This is a genomic window from Pelomonas sp. KK5, assembly GCF_001984095.1.
Lineage (GTDB): Bacteria > Pseudomonadota > Gammaproteobacteria > Burkholderiales > Burkholderiaceae_C > KK5.
Window position 1 is genome coordinate 13,181 of the sequence record NZ_LYVQ01000028.1, and the last position, 16,971, is coordinate 30,151.

Below are 16,971 nucleotides of genomic sequence, written 5' to 3' on the forward strand. Positions count from 1 at the left end.
TAATCCCCGGCATGAGTCAAGTTTCGGAATGGCTGAAGGTCGATGCGCTCGACCTGGACGCCCAGGGCATCGCCCGCAATTCAGAAGGCAAGGTCGTTTTCATCGAGGGCGCGCTGCCCGGCGAAGAAGTCCAGATCACCGTCGGCCGCAAGAAGAACAACTGGGAGCAGGGCGCGCTGACGGCGCTGCGCCGCGAGAGTTCGCAGCGCGTGTCGCATCCCGCCTGTCCGCATTTCGGCCTGCATGCCGGTGCCTGTGGCGGCTGCAAGATGCAGCACCTGCATACCGGCGCCCAGGTGGCCGTCAAGCAGCGCGTCGTCGAGGACAACCTCTGGCACCTCGGCAAGGTCAAGGCCGAGACGCTGATGCGCCCGATCGAAGGCCCGGCCTGGGGCTACCGCTACCGCGCGCGCTTCTCGGTGCGCTACGTGCCCAAGAAGGACAAGGTGCTGATCGGCTTCCACGAGCGCAAGAGCCGCTATGTGGCCGACATGGAAGTCTGCAAGGTCGTGCCGCAGGCGGTCAGCGACCTGCTGCTGCCGCTGCGCGCGCTGATCATGGCGATGGACGAACGCGACCGCCTGCCGCAGATCGAACTGGCGATGGGCGACCAGGTGATCGCGCTGGTGGTGCGGCACCTGAACCCGCTGGGCGCGGCCGACAAGCAGCGGCTGCGCGACTTCGCCGCCGAGCATCCGGCGGTGCAATGGTGGTTGCAGCCCAAGGGGCCGGACACGGTGCACCTGCTGGACGAAGGCGGCCCCGAGCTGTCCTACGCGCTGCCCGAGTTCGGCGTCGTGATGCCTTTCAAGCCGACCGACTTCACGCAGGTCAATCCGCACATCAACACGGTGCTGGTGGGCCGCGCGCTGCGGCTGCTGGACGTGCAGAAGAGCGAGCGCGTGATCGACTGGTTCTGCGGCCTCGGCAACTTCACGCTGCCGCTGGCGACGAAGGCGCGCGAAGTGCTGGGCATCGAGGGCAGCGAGACCCTCGTGCAGCGCTCGCGCGAGAACGCGAAGCGCAACGGGCTGGATGCGAACACGAGCTTCGTCGCCCGCAACCTGTTCGAGATGACGCCGGCGCAGCTCGCGCTGGACGGCGTGGCCGAGAAGTGGCTGGTGGATCCGCCGCGGGACGGCGCCTTCGCACTGGCCAAGGCGGTGGCCGATGCGGTGCAGGATCCGTCGCTGGCGCCGGGCTGGACGCCGCCGAAGCGGATCGTCTACGTCTCCTGCAACCCGGCCACGCTGGCGCGCGACGCGGGGCTGCTGGTCAATGTGGCGGGCTACCGCTGCACGAAGGCGAGTGCGGTGAACATGTTCCCGCATACCTCGCATGTCGAGAGCATCGCGGTCTTCGAGCGAGACTGAAAATGAAAACGGGGTCCGCGAGGACCCCGTTTGCTTTGGGCGTTAGCGGATCTTAGCGACGATCGCCGCCAAAGATGCCCAGCAGCGACAGCAGGCTCTGGAACACGTTGTACAGGTCCAGGTAGATGTGCAGCGTGGCCGAGATGTAGTTCGTCTCGCCGCCGTCGATGACGCGCTTGACGTCGTACAGCATGAAGGCCGAGAAGATCACCATCGCCATCGCCATGGTCGCCAGCATCATCGCGGAGGACTGCATGAAGATGTTCACGATGCCGATGACCATCAGGATCACCGCGCCGACGAACAGGAACTTGCCCATGCCGGACAGGTCGCGCTTGATCACCGTGGCGAGCGAGGCCATGGCGAAGAAGATCGCCGCCGTGCCGCCGAAGGCCATCATGATCAGCTGCGCGCCGTTGCTGTACGAGCGCAGCGTCAGCGCCAGCAACTGCGACAGCATCAGGCCCATGAAGAAGGTGAAGCCGAGCAGGGCGACGACGCCGGTGCTGCTGTTCTTGGTGCGCTCGATGACGAACATCAGGCCGAAGGCGCCGACGAAGAACAGGATCGTGCTGGCGCCGAAGCCCATCGCCGCGATCACGCCGGTGGTGACGCCGATCCAGGCGCCCAGCACCGTCGGGATCATCGACAGCGCGAGCAGCCAGTAGGTGTTGCGCAGCACCTTGTTGCGGTCGCCCGCAAAGGCCACGGTGCGGCCGTATTGGTCTTGCACTTGGTCAAACATGGAAAACTCCTTTCGTCTCACTGGGCATCACTCTAGCAGCGCACGCTGGGCAGAATTGCGATTTCCAGCAGGAATTCCCTGTGGGGATGCCGCTAAAGTGAGGCTTCCCAAAAGGATATCAAGCCATGAATCAGAAGCCTTACCTCAGCCTTAACGACGTCAAGAAGATCGCCGCCGCCGCCGAGGCCGAAGCCATCGCCAACAAGTGGGCCGTCAGCATCGCCATCGTCGACGATGGCGGCCACCTGCTGTGGCTGCAGCGCCTGGACGGCGCCGCCCCGATCTCCGCGCAGATCGCGCCCGCCAAGGCGCAGACCGCCGCTTTGGGCCGCCGCGAGTCGCGCCTGTACGAAGAGATGATCAACCAGGGTCGCGTCTCCTTCCTGAGCGCACCCGGCCTGCAAGGCCTGCTGGAGGGCGGTGTGCCCATCACCGTTGACGGCCATGTGGTCGGCGCCGTGGGCGTCTCCGGCGTCAAGTCGACCGAGGATGTGCAGATCGGCAAGGCCGGCATCGCTGCGCTGAACTAACCGACTATTTCGGTGGGGTCGCGTGGTTCGGGGTAACCCTGATCGGCTATACTTGATGGGTTTACCCCCAACCACCCGCCCCCAGCGAAACTCGACCCGTTTCCACCACCGGATTCAGGCTCGTACCAGGCCCGTCGCCGACTGACGAGCCCCGGTGCCCGAGCAGAGCTGGGCGCGCACAAACCGGAGTTCCTCCCCGTGCTGCCTGATCTGCTCAACAAACCCAAAGCGATCCTTGCCCTGGCAGACGGCACGATCTTCCAAGGCACCTCGATCGGCGCTGCCGGTCACACCGTCGGCGAAGTGGTGTTCAACACCTCGCTGACCGGCTATCAAGAAATCCTCACGGACCCGAGCTACTGCCGGCAGATCGTCACGCTGACGTATCCGCACATCGGCAACTACGGCGTCAACGAGGAAGATGTCGAGGCGTCGAAGGTCTTTGCCGCTGGCCTGATCATCAAGGAAGCGCCGCTTCTCGACTCCAACTTCCGCAAGACCCGCACGCTGCAGCAGTACCTGCGCGACGAGGGGACGGTCGCCATCGCCGACATCGACACGCGCCGCCTGACGCGCGTGCTGCGCACGACCGGCGCGCAGAACGGCTGCATCCTGGCGCTGGCCGCCGGCGAGGCCGTGACGGAAGCTCATATCGCCGATGCGATTGCGAAAGCCAAAGCGGCCCCGAGCATGGCCGGCCTGGACCTCGCCAAGGTCGTCAGCCGCACCGAGCAGCAAGCCTGGACGCAGACCGAGTGGAAGCTCGGCAGCGGCTATGGCGAGCAGACCGCGCCGAAGTTCCACGTCGTCGCCTACGACTTCGGCGTCAAGAGCAACATCCTGCGCATGCTGGCCGAGCGTGGCTGCCGCATCACGGTGGTGCCGGCGCAGACTCCCGCGTCCGCCGTGTTCGACCTGGAGCCGGACGGCGTTTTCCTGTCCAACGGCCCCGGCGACCCGGAGCCCTGCGACTACGCGATCAAGGCCACCACGCAGCTGATCGAATCGGGCATCCCGGTCTTCGGCATCTGCCTGGGCCACCAGATCATGGCGCTGGCTTCGGGTGCGAAGACCTTCAAGATGAAGTTCGGCCACCACGGCGCGAACCACCCGGTCAAGGACCTGGACAACGGCCGCGTGTCGATCACCAGCCAGAACCACGGCTTCGCGGTCGACGCCGAGACGCTGCCGGCCAATCTGCGCCCGACGCATATCAGCCTGTTCGACGGCACGCTGCAGGGCCTGGCCCGCACCGACAAGCCGGCCTTCTGCTTCCAGGGCCACCCGGAAGCGAGCCCCGGCCCGCACGACATCTCCTACCTGTTCGACCGCTTCATCGGCCTGATGGCGAAGGCATAAGGATTCAGACGCCATGGCAAAACGTACCGACATCAAGAGCATCCTCATCATCGGCGCCGGCCCGATCATCATCGGCCAGGCCTGCGAGTTCGACTATTCCGGCGCCCAGGCCTGCAAGGCGCTGCGCGAAGAGGGCTACCGCGTCATCCTCGTCAACAGCAATCCGGCGACGATCATGACCGACCCGGACACCGCCGACGCGACCTATATCGAGCCGATCACCTGGCAGGTGGTCGAGAAGATCATCGCCAAGGAACGCCCCGACGCGATCCTGCCGACGATGGGCGGCCAGACCGCGCTGAACTGCGCGCTGGACCTGCACAAGCACGGCGTGCTCGACAAGTACAAGGTCGAGATGATCGGCGCCAACGAGCACGCGATCGAGAAGGCCGAGGACCGCCTGAAGTTCAAGGACGCGATGACCAAGATCGGTCTCGGTTCCGCGCGCTCGGGCATCGCCCACTCGATGGAAGAGGCGCTGGCCGTCCAGAAGAAGATCAAGGAAGAGACCGGCAGCACCGGCTTCCCGATGGTGATCCGCCCCAGCTTCACGCTGGGCGGCACCGGCGGCGGCATCGCCTACAACCCGGAAGAGTTCGAGGAGATCTGCAAGCGCGGCCTGGACCTCTCGCCGACGAACGAACTGCTGATCGAAGAGTCGCTGATCGGCTGGAAAGAGTACGAGATGGAAGTCGTGCGCGACCGCGCCGACAACTGCATCATCGTCTGCTCGATCGAGAACCTGGACCCGATGGGCGTGCACACCGGCGACTCGATCACCGTCGCCCCGGCCCAGACGCTGACCGACAAGGAATACCAGTTGCTGCGCAACGCCTCGATCGCGATCCTGCGCGAGATCGGCGTGGACACCGGCGGCTCCAACGTGCAGTTCTCGATCAATCCGAAGGACGGCCGCATGGTCGTCATCGAGATGAACCCGCGCGTGTCGCGCTCCTCGGCACTGGCCTCCAAGGCGACCGGCTTCCCGATCGCCAAGATCGCCGCCAAGCTGGCTGTCGGCTACACGCTGGACGAGCTGAAGAACGACATCACCGGCGGCATCACCCCGGCTTCGTTCGAGCCCTCGATCGACTACGTCGTCACCAAGATTCCGCGCTTCGCCTTCGAGAAGTTCCCGATGGCCGACTCGCGCCTGACGACGCAGATGAAGTCCGTCGGCGAAGTGATGGCCATGGGCCGCAGCTTCCAGGAGTCCTTCCAGAAAGCGCTGCGCGGCCTGGAGACCGGCATCTCCGGCATGGACGAACGTTCGACCGATCGTGAAGAGATCGTCCAGGAGATCGGCGAGCCCGGTCCCGAGCGCATCCTGTTCGTGGCGGACGCCTTCCGCGTCGGCATGAGCATGGAAGAAGTCTTCGAAGAGACGGCGATCGATCCGTGGTTCCTCGCGCAGATCGAGGAACTCGTGAAGATCGAGAACTCGCTGAAGGGCCGCACGCTGGCGAGCCTGTCGACGGACGAGCTGCGCCTGCTGAAGAAGAAGGGCTTCTCCGACAAGCGCCTGGGCAAGCTGCTGGAAACGAACCAGTTCGAGGTTCGCAAGGCCCGCGTCGCTCAGAACGTCCGCCCGGTCTACAAGCGCGTAGACACCTGCGCCGCCGAGTTCGCCACCGAGACCGCCTACCTCTACTCGACCTATGACGAAGAGTGCGAGGCCGAGCCCACCAGCAACAAGAAGATCATGGTGCTGGGCGGCGGCCCGAACCGGATCGGCCAGGGTATCGAGTTCGACTACTGCTGTGTCCATGCGGCCCTCGCGATGCGCGAGGACGGCTACGAGACCATCATGGTCAACTGCAACCCGGAGACCGTCTCCACCGACTACGACACGTCCGATCGCCTCTACTTCGAGCCGGTGACGCTGGAAGACGTGCTCGAGATCGTCGACAAGGAAAAGCCGGTCGGCGTGATCGTGCAGTACGGCGGCCAGACGCCGCTGAAGCTGGCGCTGGACCTGGAGAAGGCCGGCGTGCCCATCATCGGCACGACACCCGATTCCATCGACATCGCCGAGGACCGCGAGCGCTTCCAGAAGCTGCTGCACGAGCTGGGCCTGAAGCAGCCGCCGAACCGCACCGCGCGTACCGAAGAGCAGGCCGTGGCCCTGGCCAACGAGATCGGCTACCCGCTGGTCGTGCGCCCGAGCTATGTGCTGGGCGGCCGCGCGATGGAAATCGTGCACGGCGACAAGGATCTGGAGCGCTATATGCGCGAAGCGGTGCGTGTGTCCGACAAGTCGCCGGTGCTGCTGGACCGCTTCCTGCAGGACGCCGTCGAGGTCGACGCCGACTGCATCAGCGACGGCGAGACGGTGATGATCGGCGGCATCATGGAGCACGTGGAAGCCGCCGGCATCCACTCGGGCGACTCGGCCTGCTCGCTGCCGCCGTACACGTTGTCCAAGGAACTGCAGGACGAACTGCGCCGCCAGACCGCGGCGATGGCCAAGGCGCTGAAGGTCGTCGGCCTGATGAACGTGCAGTTCGCGATCCAGGGTGACGTGACCGGCGGCCTCGACAAGGCGACGGTCTTCGTGCTGGAAGTGAACCCGCGCGCCTCGCGCACGGTGCCCTTCGTCTCGAAGGCCACCGGCCAGCAACTGGCCAAGATCGCCGCGCGCTGCATGGCCGGCCAGAAGCTGTCGGACCAGAAGGACCGCAAGGGCCGCGTGCCGGCCGAGGTGATCCCACCGTACTTCAGCGTCAAGGAAGCCGTCTTCCCGTTCAACAAGTTCCCGGGCGTGGATCCGATCCTGAGCCCCGAGATGCGTTCGACCGGCGAGGTGATGGGCGCGGCCAAGACCTTCGGCGAAGCGATGCTGAAGAGCCAGCTCGGCGCCGGCTCGCGCCTGCCGCGCCAGGGCAACGTGCTGATCACGGTAAAGAACAGCGACAAGGTGCGCGCCGTGGCCGTGGCCAAGGACCTGCATGCGCTCGGTTTCGGCGTTATCGCCACCAAGGGCACGGCCGCGGCCATCGCGGAAGCCGGCGTGCCGGTGACCGTGGTGAACAAGGTCAAGGACGGCCGGCCGCACATCGTCGACATGCTCAAGGGCGGCGAGATCCAGCTGGTGTTCACGACCGTGGACGAGACCCGCGCCGCGATCGCCGACAGCCGCCACATCCGCCAATCGGCGCTGGCCAACCGCGTGACCTACTACACGACGATGGCCGGCTGCGAAGCGGCGGTCGAGGGGATGAAGCACCAGGACGGTCTGCTGGTGCAATCCCTGCAGGAACTGCACGCTGAACTGAACTAAACTTTCCCCGACCACCCATTCCGCCGCCGTGTTCCGGTTCTTCCGGGGCGCGGCGGCGGAACTGCTTTTCTGAACCAAGGTTTTACTGAAAATGGCCACGATCCCACTGACCAAGCGCGGCGCTGAAATGCTCAAGGAAGAGCTGCATCGACTGAAGACGGTCGAGCGACATGCCGTGATCCAGGCCATCGCCGAAGCCCGCGCCCAGGGCGACCTGTCCGAGAACGCCGAGTACGAGGCCGCCAAGGACAAGCAGGGCTTCATTGAAGGCCGCATCCTCGAGCTGGAAGGCAAGCTGGCGGCTGCGCAGGTGATCGACCCGTCGGCCGTGGACGCCGGCGGCCGCGTGATCTTCGGCGCCACCGTGGACCTGGAAGAAGAGGCCAGCGGCTCGGAAGTGACCTACCAGATCGTCGGCGACGACGAGGCCGACCTGAAGCAGGGCAAGATCTCGATCAGCTCGCCGATCGCCCGCGCGCTGATCGGCAAGGAAGCCGGCGACGTGGCGGATGTCATGGCGCCTGGCGGCGTCAAGCGCTACGAGATCGTCGAAGTCCGCTACGTTTGAGCAGCGTGAAGCTGTACCGCGTTCGCACGATGCTGGCCGCCCTGTGGGGCGGCCTTCTCTTGTGCGTGGCCTTCGTGGCGACGAACAGCGCCTTCGCGGTGCTGGAGCGGGCTCAGGCCGGGATCTTCGTGGCGCGGGTGTTCGCGCTGGATGCCAACATCAGCCTGGCCGCGGGCCTGCTGCTGATGGTGATCGAGCGGCGGCTGACGCGGGATTCGGGCGGGCCGAATTTCACGGCCAACTTCCTGCTGCCGGCCGGTGCCTTGTTCTGCACGGTGGCCGGCTACTTTGCGCTGCAGCCGGCGATGGAAGCCGCGAAGGCGGGGCAGGGCAGCGTCTCGTTCCTGACGCTGCATGCGATCTCGCTGGGCTTCTACGGTGTGAAGGGCCTGCTGGTGCTGGCGCTGGCGTGGCGCGCGACGGCGTTACCGCCGCGCAGCTAACGCATTAGTTCGACTGCGCCAGCTTCTTGGCGCTGGTCGTGCGCTTCTTGGCGCGCTTCACCTCGCCGCCCTGGGCGATCCGCTGGTTGCCCAGCAGGTTGATCTTCTTCATCTGCGGACGGTGGTTGCCGCTCTTGGAGAACTTGACGATCTTGACCACGCGCGGGCCGGGCATCGCGTCCTCGGCGCGCTCGGCGGCTTCCTTCTCGGGAATCGGGCGCCACAGCACCAGCAGCTTGCCGATGTGCTGGATCGGTGCCGCGCTCAGCTGGTCGGCCAGGATGTGGAGCATGCCTTCGCGAGCAGCGCGGTCGTCGGACAGCACGCGGACCTTGATCAGGCCATGGGCATTCAGTGTGTTGTCGATTTCCTTCACCACGGCCGGGGTGAGTCCATCGCCGCCCACCATGACGACGGGGTCGAGGTGGTGCGCGTCGGCACGCTTGTCCTTGCGCTGGGCAGGGGTCAGTTGGATAGCAGGCATAACCCTTATTATCGTTGGAAGATGAAAGTTCAGACCAAAAGCAAGAAAGTCAACAAGGCCTGGCTCAACGACCATGTCAACGATCCCTATGTGAAGCTGGCGCACAAGGAGGGCTACCGCGCCCGTGCCGCCTACAAGCTCAAGGAGATCGACGAGGAGTTGAAGTTGCTGCGGCCGGGCCAGGTCGTCGTCGACCTGGGCGCCGCGCCCGGAGCCTGGAGCCAGTACCTGCGGCGCAAGTTCGCCCCCGCGGGCGCCGGTGTCGGCGAACTGAACGGCACGATCATCGCGCTGGACCTGCTGGAATTCGAGCCGATCGAGGGCGTGCAGTTCATCCTCGGTGACTTCCAGGAGGATGCGGTCTTGAAGGAACTGGAAGGCGCGCTGGCGGGGCGGCCGGTCGATGTGGTCGTCTCCGACATGGCCCCGAACCTCAGCGGCATCGAGAACGTCGACGCCGCCCGCATCGCCAACCTGATCGAGCTGGCGCTCGATTTCAGCCAGCAGCACCTGAAGCCGGACGGCGCCCTGGTGGCCAAGGTCTTCCACGGCAGCGGCTATTCCCAGCTGGTCGATCTGTTCAAGGCGCAGTTCAAGAAGGTCAAGGCGATCAAGCCCAAGGCCTCCCGCGATCGCTCCTCTGAAACATTTCTTGTCGGCATGGGCCTGAAGGCAGTTGCGGCCAAGCGGTAATCTGTTGCATTCCGCGATATGACCGCAGGAACAGGTCAGGGGCTTGACTGCAATAGAATCAACCCCATGTGTCGGGCTATGCCCGTGGACGCCCCGCTCGGGGGCGGCCGGTAAGAAATGACGACGAAGGAGTCGCGGTGAACAATCAGTGGTTCTCGAAGGTTGCCGTCTGGATCGTGATCGCCCTGGTGCTGTTCACTGTATTCAAGCAATTCGGCGACCGGGGTGCGGTGGGCGGCAATGCGCTCGCCTATTCCGACTTCCTCGAAGAGGTGCGCGGCAAGCGCATCAAGCAGGTCACCCTGCAGGAAGGCACGGGCGGCACCGAAATCGCCGCCACCCGTACCGATGACACCAAGGTCCGCAGCACCGCCCCGTTCTGGGATCGCGGCCTGTACGGCGACCTGATCAACAACAACGTCAAGTTCGACGTCAAGCAGCGCGAGGAGCAATCCTTCCTGGTGTCCATGCTGATCAGCTGGGGTCCGATGCTGCTGCTGATCGGCGTCTGGGTCTACTTCATGCGGCAGATGCAGGGCGGCGGCAAGGGCGGCGCCTTCAGCTTCGGCAAGAGCAAGGCCCGCATGCTGGACGAGAACAACAACACCGTGACCTTCGCCGACGTCGCCGGCTGCGACGAGGCCAAGGAAGAGGTCAAGGAGCTGGTGGACTTCCTGAAGGATCCGCAGAAGTTCCAGAAACTCGGCGGTCGCATCCCCCGCGGCGTGCTGATGGTCGGCCCTCCGGGTACCGGCAAGACGCTGCTGGCCAAGTCGATCGCCGGCGAGGCCAAGGTACCGTTCTTCACGATCTCGGGTTCCGACTTCGTGGAAATGTTCGTCGGCGTCGGTGCCGCCCGCGTGCGCGACATGTTCGAGCAGGCCAAGAAGAGCGCCCCCTGCATCATCTTCATCGATGAAATCGACGCGGTCGGCCGCCATCGCGGCGCTGGCCTCGGCGGCGGCAACGACGAGCGCGAGCAGACGCTGAACCAGATGCTGGTCGAGATGGACGGCTTCGAGACGAACCTCGGCGTCATCGTCATCGCGGCCACCAACCGCCCGGACATCCTCGACCCCGCGCTGCTGCGCCCGGGCCGCTTCGACCGCCAGGTCTACGTGACGCTGCCGGACATCCGCGGCCGCGAGCAGATCCTGAACGTGCACATGCGCAAGGTCCCGATGGGCCAGGACGTCAACCCCAGCGTGCTGGCGCGCGGCACGCCCGGCATGAGCGGCGCCGACCTGGCCAACCTGGTCAACGAGGCCGCGCTGTTCGCCGCCCGCCGCAATGGCCGCGTCGTCGAGATGATCGACTTCGAACGTGCCAAGGACAAGCTCTACATGGGCCCCGAGCGCAAGAGCATGGTGATGACGGACGACGAGAAGCGGGCCACCGCCTATCACGAGTCCGGCCATGCGATCGTCGCCGAGATGCTGCCGGGCACCGACCCGGTCCACAAGGTCACGATCATGCCGCGCGGCCGCGCGCTGGGCGTCACCTGGCAACTGCCGGAGCGCGACCAGTACAGCAAGTACTACAAGCAGATGCTCAACGAGATCAGCATCCTGTTCGGCGGCCGCGTCGCCGAGGAACTGTTCCTGAAGGACATCTCCACCGGTGCTTCGAACGACTACGAGCGCGCCACCCGCCTGGCCCGCGACATGGTCACCCGCTACGGCATGAGCGAGGTGCTGGGCCCGATGGTCTACGCCGAGAACGAGGGTGAGGTCTTCCTCGGCCGCAGCATGACCAAGACGGCCAATATCAGCGAGACCACGCAGCAGAAGGTCGACGCCGAGATGCGCCGCATCCTGGACGAGCAGTACGCGATCGCCAAGAGCATCCTGGTGAACCACCGCGACAAGGTCGAAGTGATGACCGATTCGCTGATGAAGTGGGAGACGATCGACCGCGACCAGGTGCTGGACATCATGGCCGGCCGGCCCCCGCGCGGCCCCGGCGAATCGCCGACGCCGCCCAGCGGCGGCCCGAGCGGTACGCCGCCGGTCAGCACCGACGGCGCGCCAGCCGCGGCCTGATCCCCGACAGGCACCCGAGGCCCGACTGAACAGGTCGGGCCTTTTTACTTCCATCGACCGATTCTTCTTTCCATGCACTGGCAGACCGCCCGCTTCCGCATCGACCTGAGCCGCCCGCGCGTGATGGGCATCGTCAATGTGACGCCCGACTCCTTCTCCGATGGCGGCCAGCACGGCACGGCCGCGGCCGGCATCGCGCACTGCAAGCGGCTGGTGGAGGAGGGGGCCGACATCCTGGACATCGGTGGCGAATCAAGCCGCCCCGGCGCCACGCTGCTGACCGTGGAAGAGGAATGGCAGCGCATCGCCCCGGTACTCGCCGAGGCCGTGAAGCTGAACGTGCCGATCTCGGTCGACAGTTTCAAGGCCGAGGTGATGCGCCGCGCGCTCGACGCTGGCGCCGACATCGTCAACGACATCCACGCGCTGGAGTCCGACGAGGCGCTGCGCGCCGTGCAGGCCCAGCCGCAGGCCGGCGTCTGCCTGATGCACATGCGCGGCGACTCGCAGACGATGCAGGGCCTGGCTCAGTACGAAGACGTTACCGTCGAGGTAGGCCGTTACCTCGACGCACGGGCCCGTGCCGTCCGCGAAGCCGGCATCGCTGCCGAGCGCATCGTGCTGGACCCGGGCTACGGCTTCGCCAAGACCACCGAGCACAACCTCGCGCTGCTGGCTCGGCAGTCGGAACTGCTGAAGCTCGGCTACCCCGTGCTCGCCGGCCTGTCGCGCAAGCGCATGGTCGGGGACCTTACCGGCCGGCCGGTCGGCGAACGCCTCGCCGGCAGCCTCGCCGCTGCCCTGGCTGCCGTGGCGCAGGGCGCGCGCATCATCCGCGTCCACGACGTGGCCCCGACCGTGGACGCCCTCACGTTGTGGGTGGCCGCCGGCGGATCGACGGGGTCGACTGACCGACAATAGCGCCCACCGAATATAAGCAGGAGATGCTCTCGATGAGCCGTACGTATTTTGGAACCGATGGCATCCGCGGCACCGTCGGCCAGTCGCCGATCACGCCGGATTTCATGCTGCGCCTGGGGCATGCGGTCGGCCGCGTGCTGCACAAGGAAGCGCGTGGCGGCAAGCCCAGCGTGCTGATCGGCAAGGACACGCGCATCTCCGGCTACATGATCGAGTCGGCGCTGGAGGCGGGCTTCGCCTCCGCTGGCGTCGACGTGCTGCTGACCGGCCCGCTGCCGACGCCCGGCGTCGCCTACCTGACCCGCGCGCTGCGCCAGGACCTGGGTGTCGTCATCAGCGCCTCGCACAACGCCTACCCCGACAACGGCATCAAGTTCTTCTCGGCCAAGGGCGAGAAGTTGCCCGATGCCTGGGAGATCGCCGTCGAGCAGGCGCTCGAGGAGCCCGCGAACTGGGTCGACTCCGCCAGCCTGGGCCGCGCCAAGCGCATTCCCGAGGCGCGCGGCCGCTACATCGAGTTCTGCAAGAACAGCTTCGGCCCGGACCTCACGCTCAAGGGCCTGAAGATCGTCGTCGATGCGGCCAACGGCGCCGCCTACAACGTGGCGCCCGAGGTGTTGCACGAGCTGGGCGCCGAGGTCATCTCGATCGGCTGCAAGCCCGACGGCTTCAACATCAACGCCGGCTTCGGCGCCACCTCCCCGGCCGCGCTGGTGGCCGCGGTCAAGGAGCACGGTGCCCACTACGGCATCGCGCTGGACGGCGATGCCGACCGGCTGCAGTTCGTGGACGGCGCCGGCCGCCTCTACAACGGCGACGAACTGCTCTACGTGATGGTGGCCGACCGCCAGGCCCAGGGCCAGCGGGTGCCGGGCGCCGTCGGCACGCTGATGACGAACATGGCCGTCGAGCTGGCGCTGAAGGCGCGCGACGTCGAGTTCGTCCGCGCCAAGGTCGGCGACCGCTACGTGCTCGAAGAACTGGCCGCCCGCGGCTGGCAGCTCGGCGGCGAAGGCTCCGGCCACCTGCTGGCGCTGGACAAGCACACGACGGGCGACGGCATCGTCAGCGCGCTGCTGGTGCTGCAGGCGATCCAGCGCACCGGTCGCCCCCTGGCCGAGCAACTGGCCGGCGTCGAGCTGTTCCCGCAGACCCTGATCAACGTCCGCATGCAGCCCGGCCAGGACTGGAAGGGCAATGCCCGCCTGGCCCAGGAGCAGGCCGAGGTGACGGCCGAACTCGGCCGCCGCGGCCGCGTGCTGATCCGCGCCTCCGGCACGGAGCCGCTGCTGCGCGTGATGGTCGAAGCGAGCGATGAGCAATTGGCGCGCCAGTGCGCGCAGCGACTGGCCGAAGCCGTGAAAAACTGACCGAAATGCGGCTGTCACAAAGTTTGTGACAGCCCGTCGAGGCTGGTTGTTAGTTGTCACTGGCTTGTCATATTGGGTTTCTACGATGGCGAGAGTTGCCCATCAACCAACCCAACGGACAGGCTACAGATGAAATTCAGCACGCTTCACATCGCAGCATCGATCGCCACCCTGGCCCTGCTGCCCATGATGGCGAATGCTCAGGACGTCACCGGCGCCGGCGCCTCCTTCCCGGCTCCGGTCTACGCCAAGTGGGCCGATGCCTACAACAAGGCCACCGGCACCCGTATCAACTACCAGTCGGTCGGCTCCGGCGCCGGCATCAAGCAGATCAAGGCCAAGACGGTCGACTTCGGCGCTTCCGACGCTCCGCTGACCGATGAGGAACTGGCCAAGGAAGGCCTGATCCAGTTCCCGACCGTGATCGGCGGCGTGGTGCCCATCGTGAACATCCCCGGCATCGCTGCCGGCCAGATCAAGCTCGATGGCAAGACCCTGGGCGACATCTACCTGGGCAAGATCGCCAACTGGAACGATGCGGCCATCAAGGCGCTGAATCCCGGCGTCAAGCTGCCCGACACGCTGATCACCGTCGTGCGCCGCGCCGACGGCTCCGGCACCAGCTTCCTGTTCACCAACTACCTGTCCAAGACCAACGCCGACTGGAAGTCCAAGGTCGGCGAAGGCACGGCCGTGAACTGGCCGGCCGGCGTGGGCGGCAAGGGCAACGAAGGCGTCTCCGCCTATGTGATGCGTCTGAAGAACTCGATCGGCTACGTCGAGTACGCCTATGCCAAGCAGAACAAGATGGCCTTCGTGCTGATGAAGAACCAGGCCGGCAACTTCGTCTCGCCCAGCGACGAGGCCTTCAAGGCTGCCGCCGCCGGCGCCCAGTGGGACAAGAGCTTCTACCAGGTGCTGACCGAGCAGGCCGGCAAGGACAGCTGGCCCATCACCGGCGCCACCTTCATCCTGATGCACAAGACCCAGGAGAAGCCCGCCAACGCCGCCAACGTGCTGAAGTTCTTCGACTGGGCCTACGCCGCCGGCGGCGACAAGATGGCCGACGACCTCGACTACGTGCCGCTGCCCGGTACGCTGAAGGACCTGATCCACAAGCAGTGGGCCAGCAACCTGAAGGACAGCGGCGGCAAGGCCATCACCATCCGCTGATCGCATGCCCTTCGCAGAAGGGTCAAAATCGAAGCCCGGCCACCTTGTCGCAAGGCGCGCCGGGCTCTCTTTCGAGCAAGTCAGCAAGCTAACCCCTCAACCAAGCGGAGTCCCCTTGGCTGCCATCCTCCCCGCCAATCCCCTCGAGATGGCTGACCGCGCCGAGCGCGTGCAGCCGCTCGGCCCGCCACCGTCGCGCAAGCGAGTCGCGCCCTGGGCCGACACCCTGTTCGCCGCGCTCGCGCAGGGCGCCGCCTGGCTGACGCTGGCGATGATGGCCGGCATCATCATCTCGCTGCTGGTCGGCGCCGCGCCGGCGATCCAGAAGTTCGGCCTGGGCTTCCTGCTCAGCACCGACTGGGATCCGGTCAAGGAGAACTTCGGCGGCCTGGCGATGATCTACGGCACGCTGATGACCTCGTTCATCGCCTTGCTGATCGCCGTGCCGGTGAGCTTCGGCATCGCGCTGTTCCTGACCGAGCTGTCGCCGGGCTGGCTGAAGCGACCGCTGGGCATCACGGTGGAACTGCTCGCCGCCGTGCCGTCCATCGTCTACGGCATGTGGGGCCTGATGGTCTTCGGGCCGCTGCTGTCCTCCTGGGTGCAGCAGCCGCTGCAGGCGCTGCTGGGCAACGTGCCCTTCCTGGGTGCCCTGGTGTCCGGCCCGCCGGTGGGCATCGGCATCCTGTCCGCCGGCATCATCCTGGCCATCATGATCATTCCGTTCATCGCCTCGGTGATGCGCGACGTGTTCGAGGTCACGCCGCCGATGCTCAAGGAATCCGCCTACGGCCTGGGCTCGACCACCTGGGAGGTCGTCTCCAAGATCGTGCTGCCCTACACCAAGACCGGCGTCATCGGCGGCGTCATGCTGGGCCTGGGCCGTGCCCTGGGCGAGACGATGGCCGTCACCTTCGTGATCGGCAACACGACGCAGCTGAATTCGCTCTCGGTCTTCGAGGCCGCCAACAGCATCACCTCGGCGCTGGCCAACGAGTTCGCCGAAGCCGGCGAGGGCCTGCACCAGGCCTCGCTGATCTATCTCGGCCTGGTGCTGTTCTTCATCACCTTCGTCGTGCTGGCGTTCTCGAAGCTGCTGCTGAGCCGCCTGAAGAAGAATGAAGGAGGTCGGGCATGAGCCGTGAATCGATGCAGGCGCGCCGCCGGCGCGTCAATGCGGTGGCGCTGACGCTGTCCCTCGGCGCCATGGCCTTCGGCGTGTTCTGGCTGGTCTGGATCCTCTACGAGACGGTCCACCTGGGCATCGGCGGCCTGAACGTCGCCACCTTCACCGAGATGACCCCGCCGCCGCAGGCGGAAGAGGGCGGCCTGGCCAATGCCATCGCCGGCTCCGCGATGATGGTGGCGCTGGCCACCTTTGTCGGCACCCCGATCGGCGTGCTGGCCGGCGTCTACCTGGCGGAATACGGCCAGAAGAGCTGGCTGGGCAGCGCGGTGCGCTTCATCAACGACATCCTGCTGTCGGCTCCGTCCATCGTCATCGGCCTGTTCATCTACTCGCTGGTGGTGGCGAGGATGAAGAGCTTCTCCGGCATTGCCGGCGTGATGGCGCTGGCGCTGATCGTGATCCCCGTGGTGATCCGCACGACCGAGAACATGCTCTCGCTGATCCCCAACGCGCTGCGCGAGGCCGCCTACGCGCTGGGCACGCCGAAGTGGCGCGTGATCCTGTCGGTGACGCTGAAGTCGGCCCGCGCCGGCGTGATGACCGGCGTGCTGCTGGCGGTGGCCCGCATCTCGGGCGAAACCGCGCCACTGCTGTTCACGGCCCTGTCGAACCAGTTCTGGAGCGCGGACCTGAGCCAGCCGATGTCGAGCCTGCCGGTGACGATCTTCAAGTTCGCGATGAGCCCCTACGAGAACTGGCAGAAGCTGGCCTGGGCGGGTGTCTTCATCATCACGATGGGTGTGCTGGCGCTGAACATCATTGCCCGCACCCTGTTCAAGAACAAGCACTGACAAGCAACGA

15 protein-coding genes are annotated in these 16,971 nt (G+C 66.0%); 13 read left to right on the forward strand and 2 right to left on the reverse strand.

The features are described from left to right. Positions 1–11: 11 nt before the first annotated feature. Positions 12–1,373 carry a 23S rRNA (uracil(1939)-C(5))-methyltransferase RlmD gene (gene rlmD / locus B0W88_RS06295; protein ID WP_077033807.1) on the forward strand — a complete coding sequence of 454 codons (1,362 nt, stop codon included), beginning with the start codon at positions 12–14 and terminating at the stop codon, positions 1,371–1,373. A 52-nt stretch (positions 1,374–1,425) separates the two neighbouring features. Here the strand turns inward: rlmD and B0W88_RS06300 are convergent, their stop codons facing one another. Continuing rightward, a complete protein-coding gene (locus B0W88_RS06300; protein WP_077033808.1) occupies positions 1,426–2,118 on the reverse strand; it encodes a Bax inhibitor-1 family protein in 693 nt (230 codons plus the stop codon). A gap of 125 nt (positions 2,119–2,243) precedes the next feature. Between B0W88_RS06300 and B0W88_RS06305 the strand changes: the two genes are divergently transcribed. The 5 genes from B0W88_RS06305 (at position 2,244) to B0W88_RS06325 (ending at position 8,298) form a co-directional block, all read left to right on the forward strand. Continuing rightward, positions 2,244–2,648, forward strand: coding sequence for a heme-binding protein (locus B0W88_RS06305; RefSeq protein WP_077033809.1), 405 nt, complete (start codon positions 2,244–2,246; stop codon positions 2,646–2,648). A 198-nt stretch (positions 2,649–2,846) separates the two neighbouring features. Beyond that, entirely contained in the window at positions 2,847–4,007 is a 1,161-nt protein-coding gene (gene carA / locus B0W88_RS06310; protein ID WP_077033810.1) for a glutamine-hydrolyzing carbamoyl-phosphate synthase small subunit, read from the forward strand. Positions 4,008–4,020: 13 nt separating this feature from the next. Continuing rightward, positions 4,021–7,287: a carbamoyl-phosphate synthase large subunit gene (carB, locus tag B0W88_RS06315; RefSeq protein WP_077033811.1), complete on the forward strand. Its 3,267-nt coding sequence runs from the start codon at positions 4,021–4,023 to the stop codon at positions 7,285–7,287. 91 nt (positions 7,288–7,378) lie between these two features. Then, positions 7,379–7,855 (forward strand): transcription elongation factor GreA, encoded by a 477-nt coding sequence (greA, locus tag B0W88_RS06320; protein ID WP_077033812.1) that lies wholly within the window; start codon positions 7,379–7,381, stop codon positions 7,853–7,855. 5 nt (positions 7,856–7,860) lie between these two features. After that, positions 7,861–8,298 carry a DUF4149 domain-containing protein gene (locus B0W88_RS06325; protein ID WP_233151638.1) on the forward strand — a complete coding sequence of 146 codons (438 nt, stop codon included), beginning with the start codon at positions 7,861–7,863 and terminating at the stop codon, positions 8,296–8,298. A gap of 4 nt (positions 8,299–8,302) precedes the next feature. Here the strand turns inward: B0W88_RS06325 and B0W88_RS06330 are convergent, their stop codons facing one another. Continuing rightward, the gene (locus B0W88_RS06330; RefSeq protein WP_077033813.1) at positions 8,303–8,782 is read right to left on the reverse strand and encodes a YhbY family RNA-binding protein; all 480 of its coding nucleotides are present in this window, start codon (positions 8,780–8,782) and stop codon (positions 8,303–8,305) included. A 21-nt stretch (positions 8,783–8,803) separates the two neighbouring features. Between B0W88_RS06330 and B0W88_RS06335 the strand changes: the two genes are divergently transcribed. From B0W88_RS06335 to pstA, 7 genes are all read left to right on the forward strand, one after another. After that, complete coding sequence (locus B0W88_RS06335; protein ID WP_077033814.1) at positions 8,804–9,475, forward strand: RlmE family RNA methyltransferase; 672 nt, start codon at positions 8,804–8,806, stop codon at positions 9,473–9,475. Between the two features lie 137 nt (positions 9,476–9,612). After that, a complete protein-coding gene (gene ftsH, locus B0W88_RS06340; RefSeq protein ID WP_077033815.1) occupies positions 9,613–11,517 on the forward strand; it encodes an ATP-dependent zinc metalloprotease FtsH in 1,905 nt (634 codons plus the stop codon). A 72-nt stretch (positions 11,518–11,589) separates the two neighbouring features. Continuing rightward, positions 11,590–12,438: a dihydropteroate synthase gene (folP, locus tag B0W88_RS06345; RefSeq protein ID WP_077033816.1), complete on the forward strand. Its 849-nt coding sequence runs from the start codon at positions 11,590–11,592 to the stop codon at positions 12,436–12,438. A gap of 32 nt (positions 12,439–12,470) precedes the next feature. Further along, positions 12,471–13,808, forward strand: coding sequence for a phosphoglucosamine mutase (gene glmM, locus B0W88_RS06350; RefSeq protein WP_077033833.1), 1,338 nt, complete (start codon positions 12,471–12,473; stop codon positions 13,806–13,808). A 129-nt stretch (positions 13,809–13,937) separates the two neighbouring features. After that, positions 13,938–14,981, forward strand: a complete 1,044-nt coding sequence (gene pstS, locus B0W88_RS06355; protein ID WP_077033817.1) for a phosphate ABC transporter substrate-binding protein PstS — start codon at positions 13,938–13,940, stop codon at positions 14,979–14,981. Between the two features lie 148 nt (positions 14,982–15,129). Next, on the forward strand, positions 15,130–16,119 hold the full coding sequence (gene pstC, locus B0W88_RS06360; RefSeq protein WP_077033818.1) for a phosphate ABC transporter permease PstC: 990 nt from the start codon (positions 15,130–15,132) through the stop codon (positions 16,117–16,119). After that, entirely contained in the window at positions 16,116–16,961 is an 846-nt protein-coding gene (gene pstA, locus B0W88_RS06365; RefSeq protein ID WP_077033819.1) for a phosphate ABC transporter permease PstA, read from the forward strand. Before pstC ends, pstA begins: the two co-directional genes overlap by 4 nt. Positions 16,962–16,971: the final 10 nt, after the last annotated feature.

Coding starts and splice junctions, on each gene's coding strand:
- B0W88_RS06300 (WP_077033808.1), bottom strand. CDS start 2,118: ATGTTTGACCAAGTGCAAGACCAATACGGCCGCACCGTGGCCTTTGCG.
- glmM (WP_077033833.1), top strand. CDS start 12,471: ATGAGCCGTACGTATTTTGGAACCGATGGCATCCGCGGCACCGTCGGC.
- greA (WP_077033812.1), top strand. CDS start 7,379: ATGGCCACGATCCCACTGACCAAGCGCGGCGCTGAAATGCTCAAGGAA.
- rlmD (WP_077033807.1), top strand. CDS start 12: ATGAGTCAAGTTTCGGAATGGCTGAAGGTCGATGCGCTCGACCTGGAC.
- pstC (WP_077033818.1), top strand. CDS start 15,130: ATGGCTGACCGCGCCGAGCGCGTGCAGCCGCTCGGCCCGCCACCGTCG.
- B0W88_RS06335 (WP_077033814.1), top strand. CDS start 8,804: ATGAAAGTTCAGACCAAAAGCAAGAAAGTCAACAAGGCCTGGCTCAAC.
- carB (WP_077033811.1), top strand. CDS start 4,021: ATGGCAAAACGTACCGACATCAAGAGCATCCTCATCATCGGCGCCGGC.
- B0W88_RS06305 (WP_077033809.1), top strand. CDS start 2,244: ATGAATCAGAAGCCTTACCTCAGCCTTAACGACGTCAAGAAGATCGCC.
- B0W88_RS06330 (WP_077033813.1), bottom strand. CDS start 8,782: ATGCCTGCTATCCAACTGACCCCTGCCCAGCGCAAGGACAAGCGTGCC.
- pstS (WP_077033817.1), top strand. CDS start 13,938: ATGAAATTCAGCACGCTTCACATCGCAGCATCGATCGCCACCCTGGCC.
- pstA (WP_077033819.1), top strand. CDS start 16,116: ATGAGCCGTGAATCGATGCAGGCGCGCCGCCGGCGCGTCAATGCGGTG.
- folP (WP_077033816.1), top strand. CDS start 11,590: ATGCACTGGCAGACCGCCCGCTTCCGCATCGACCTGAGCCGCCCGCGC.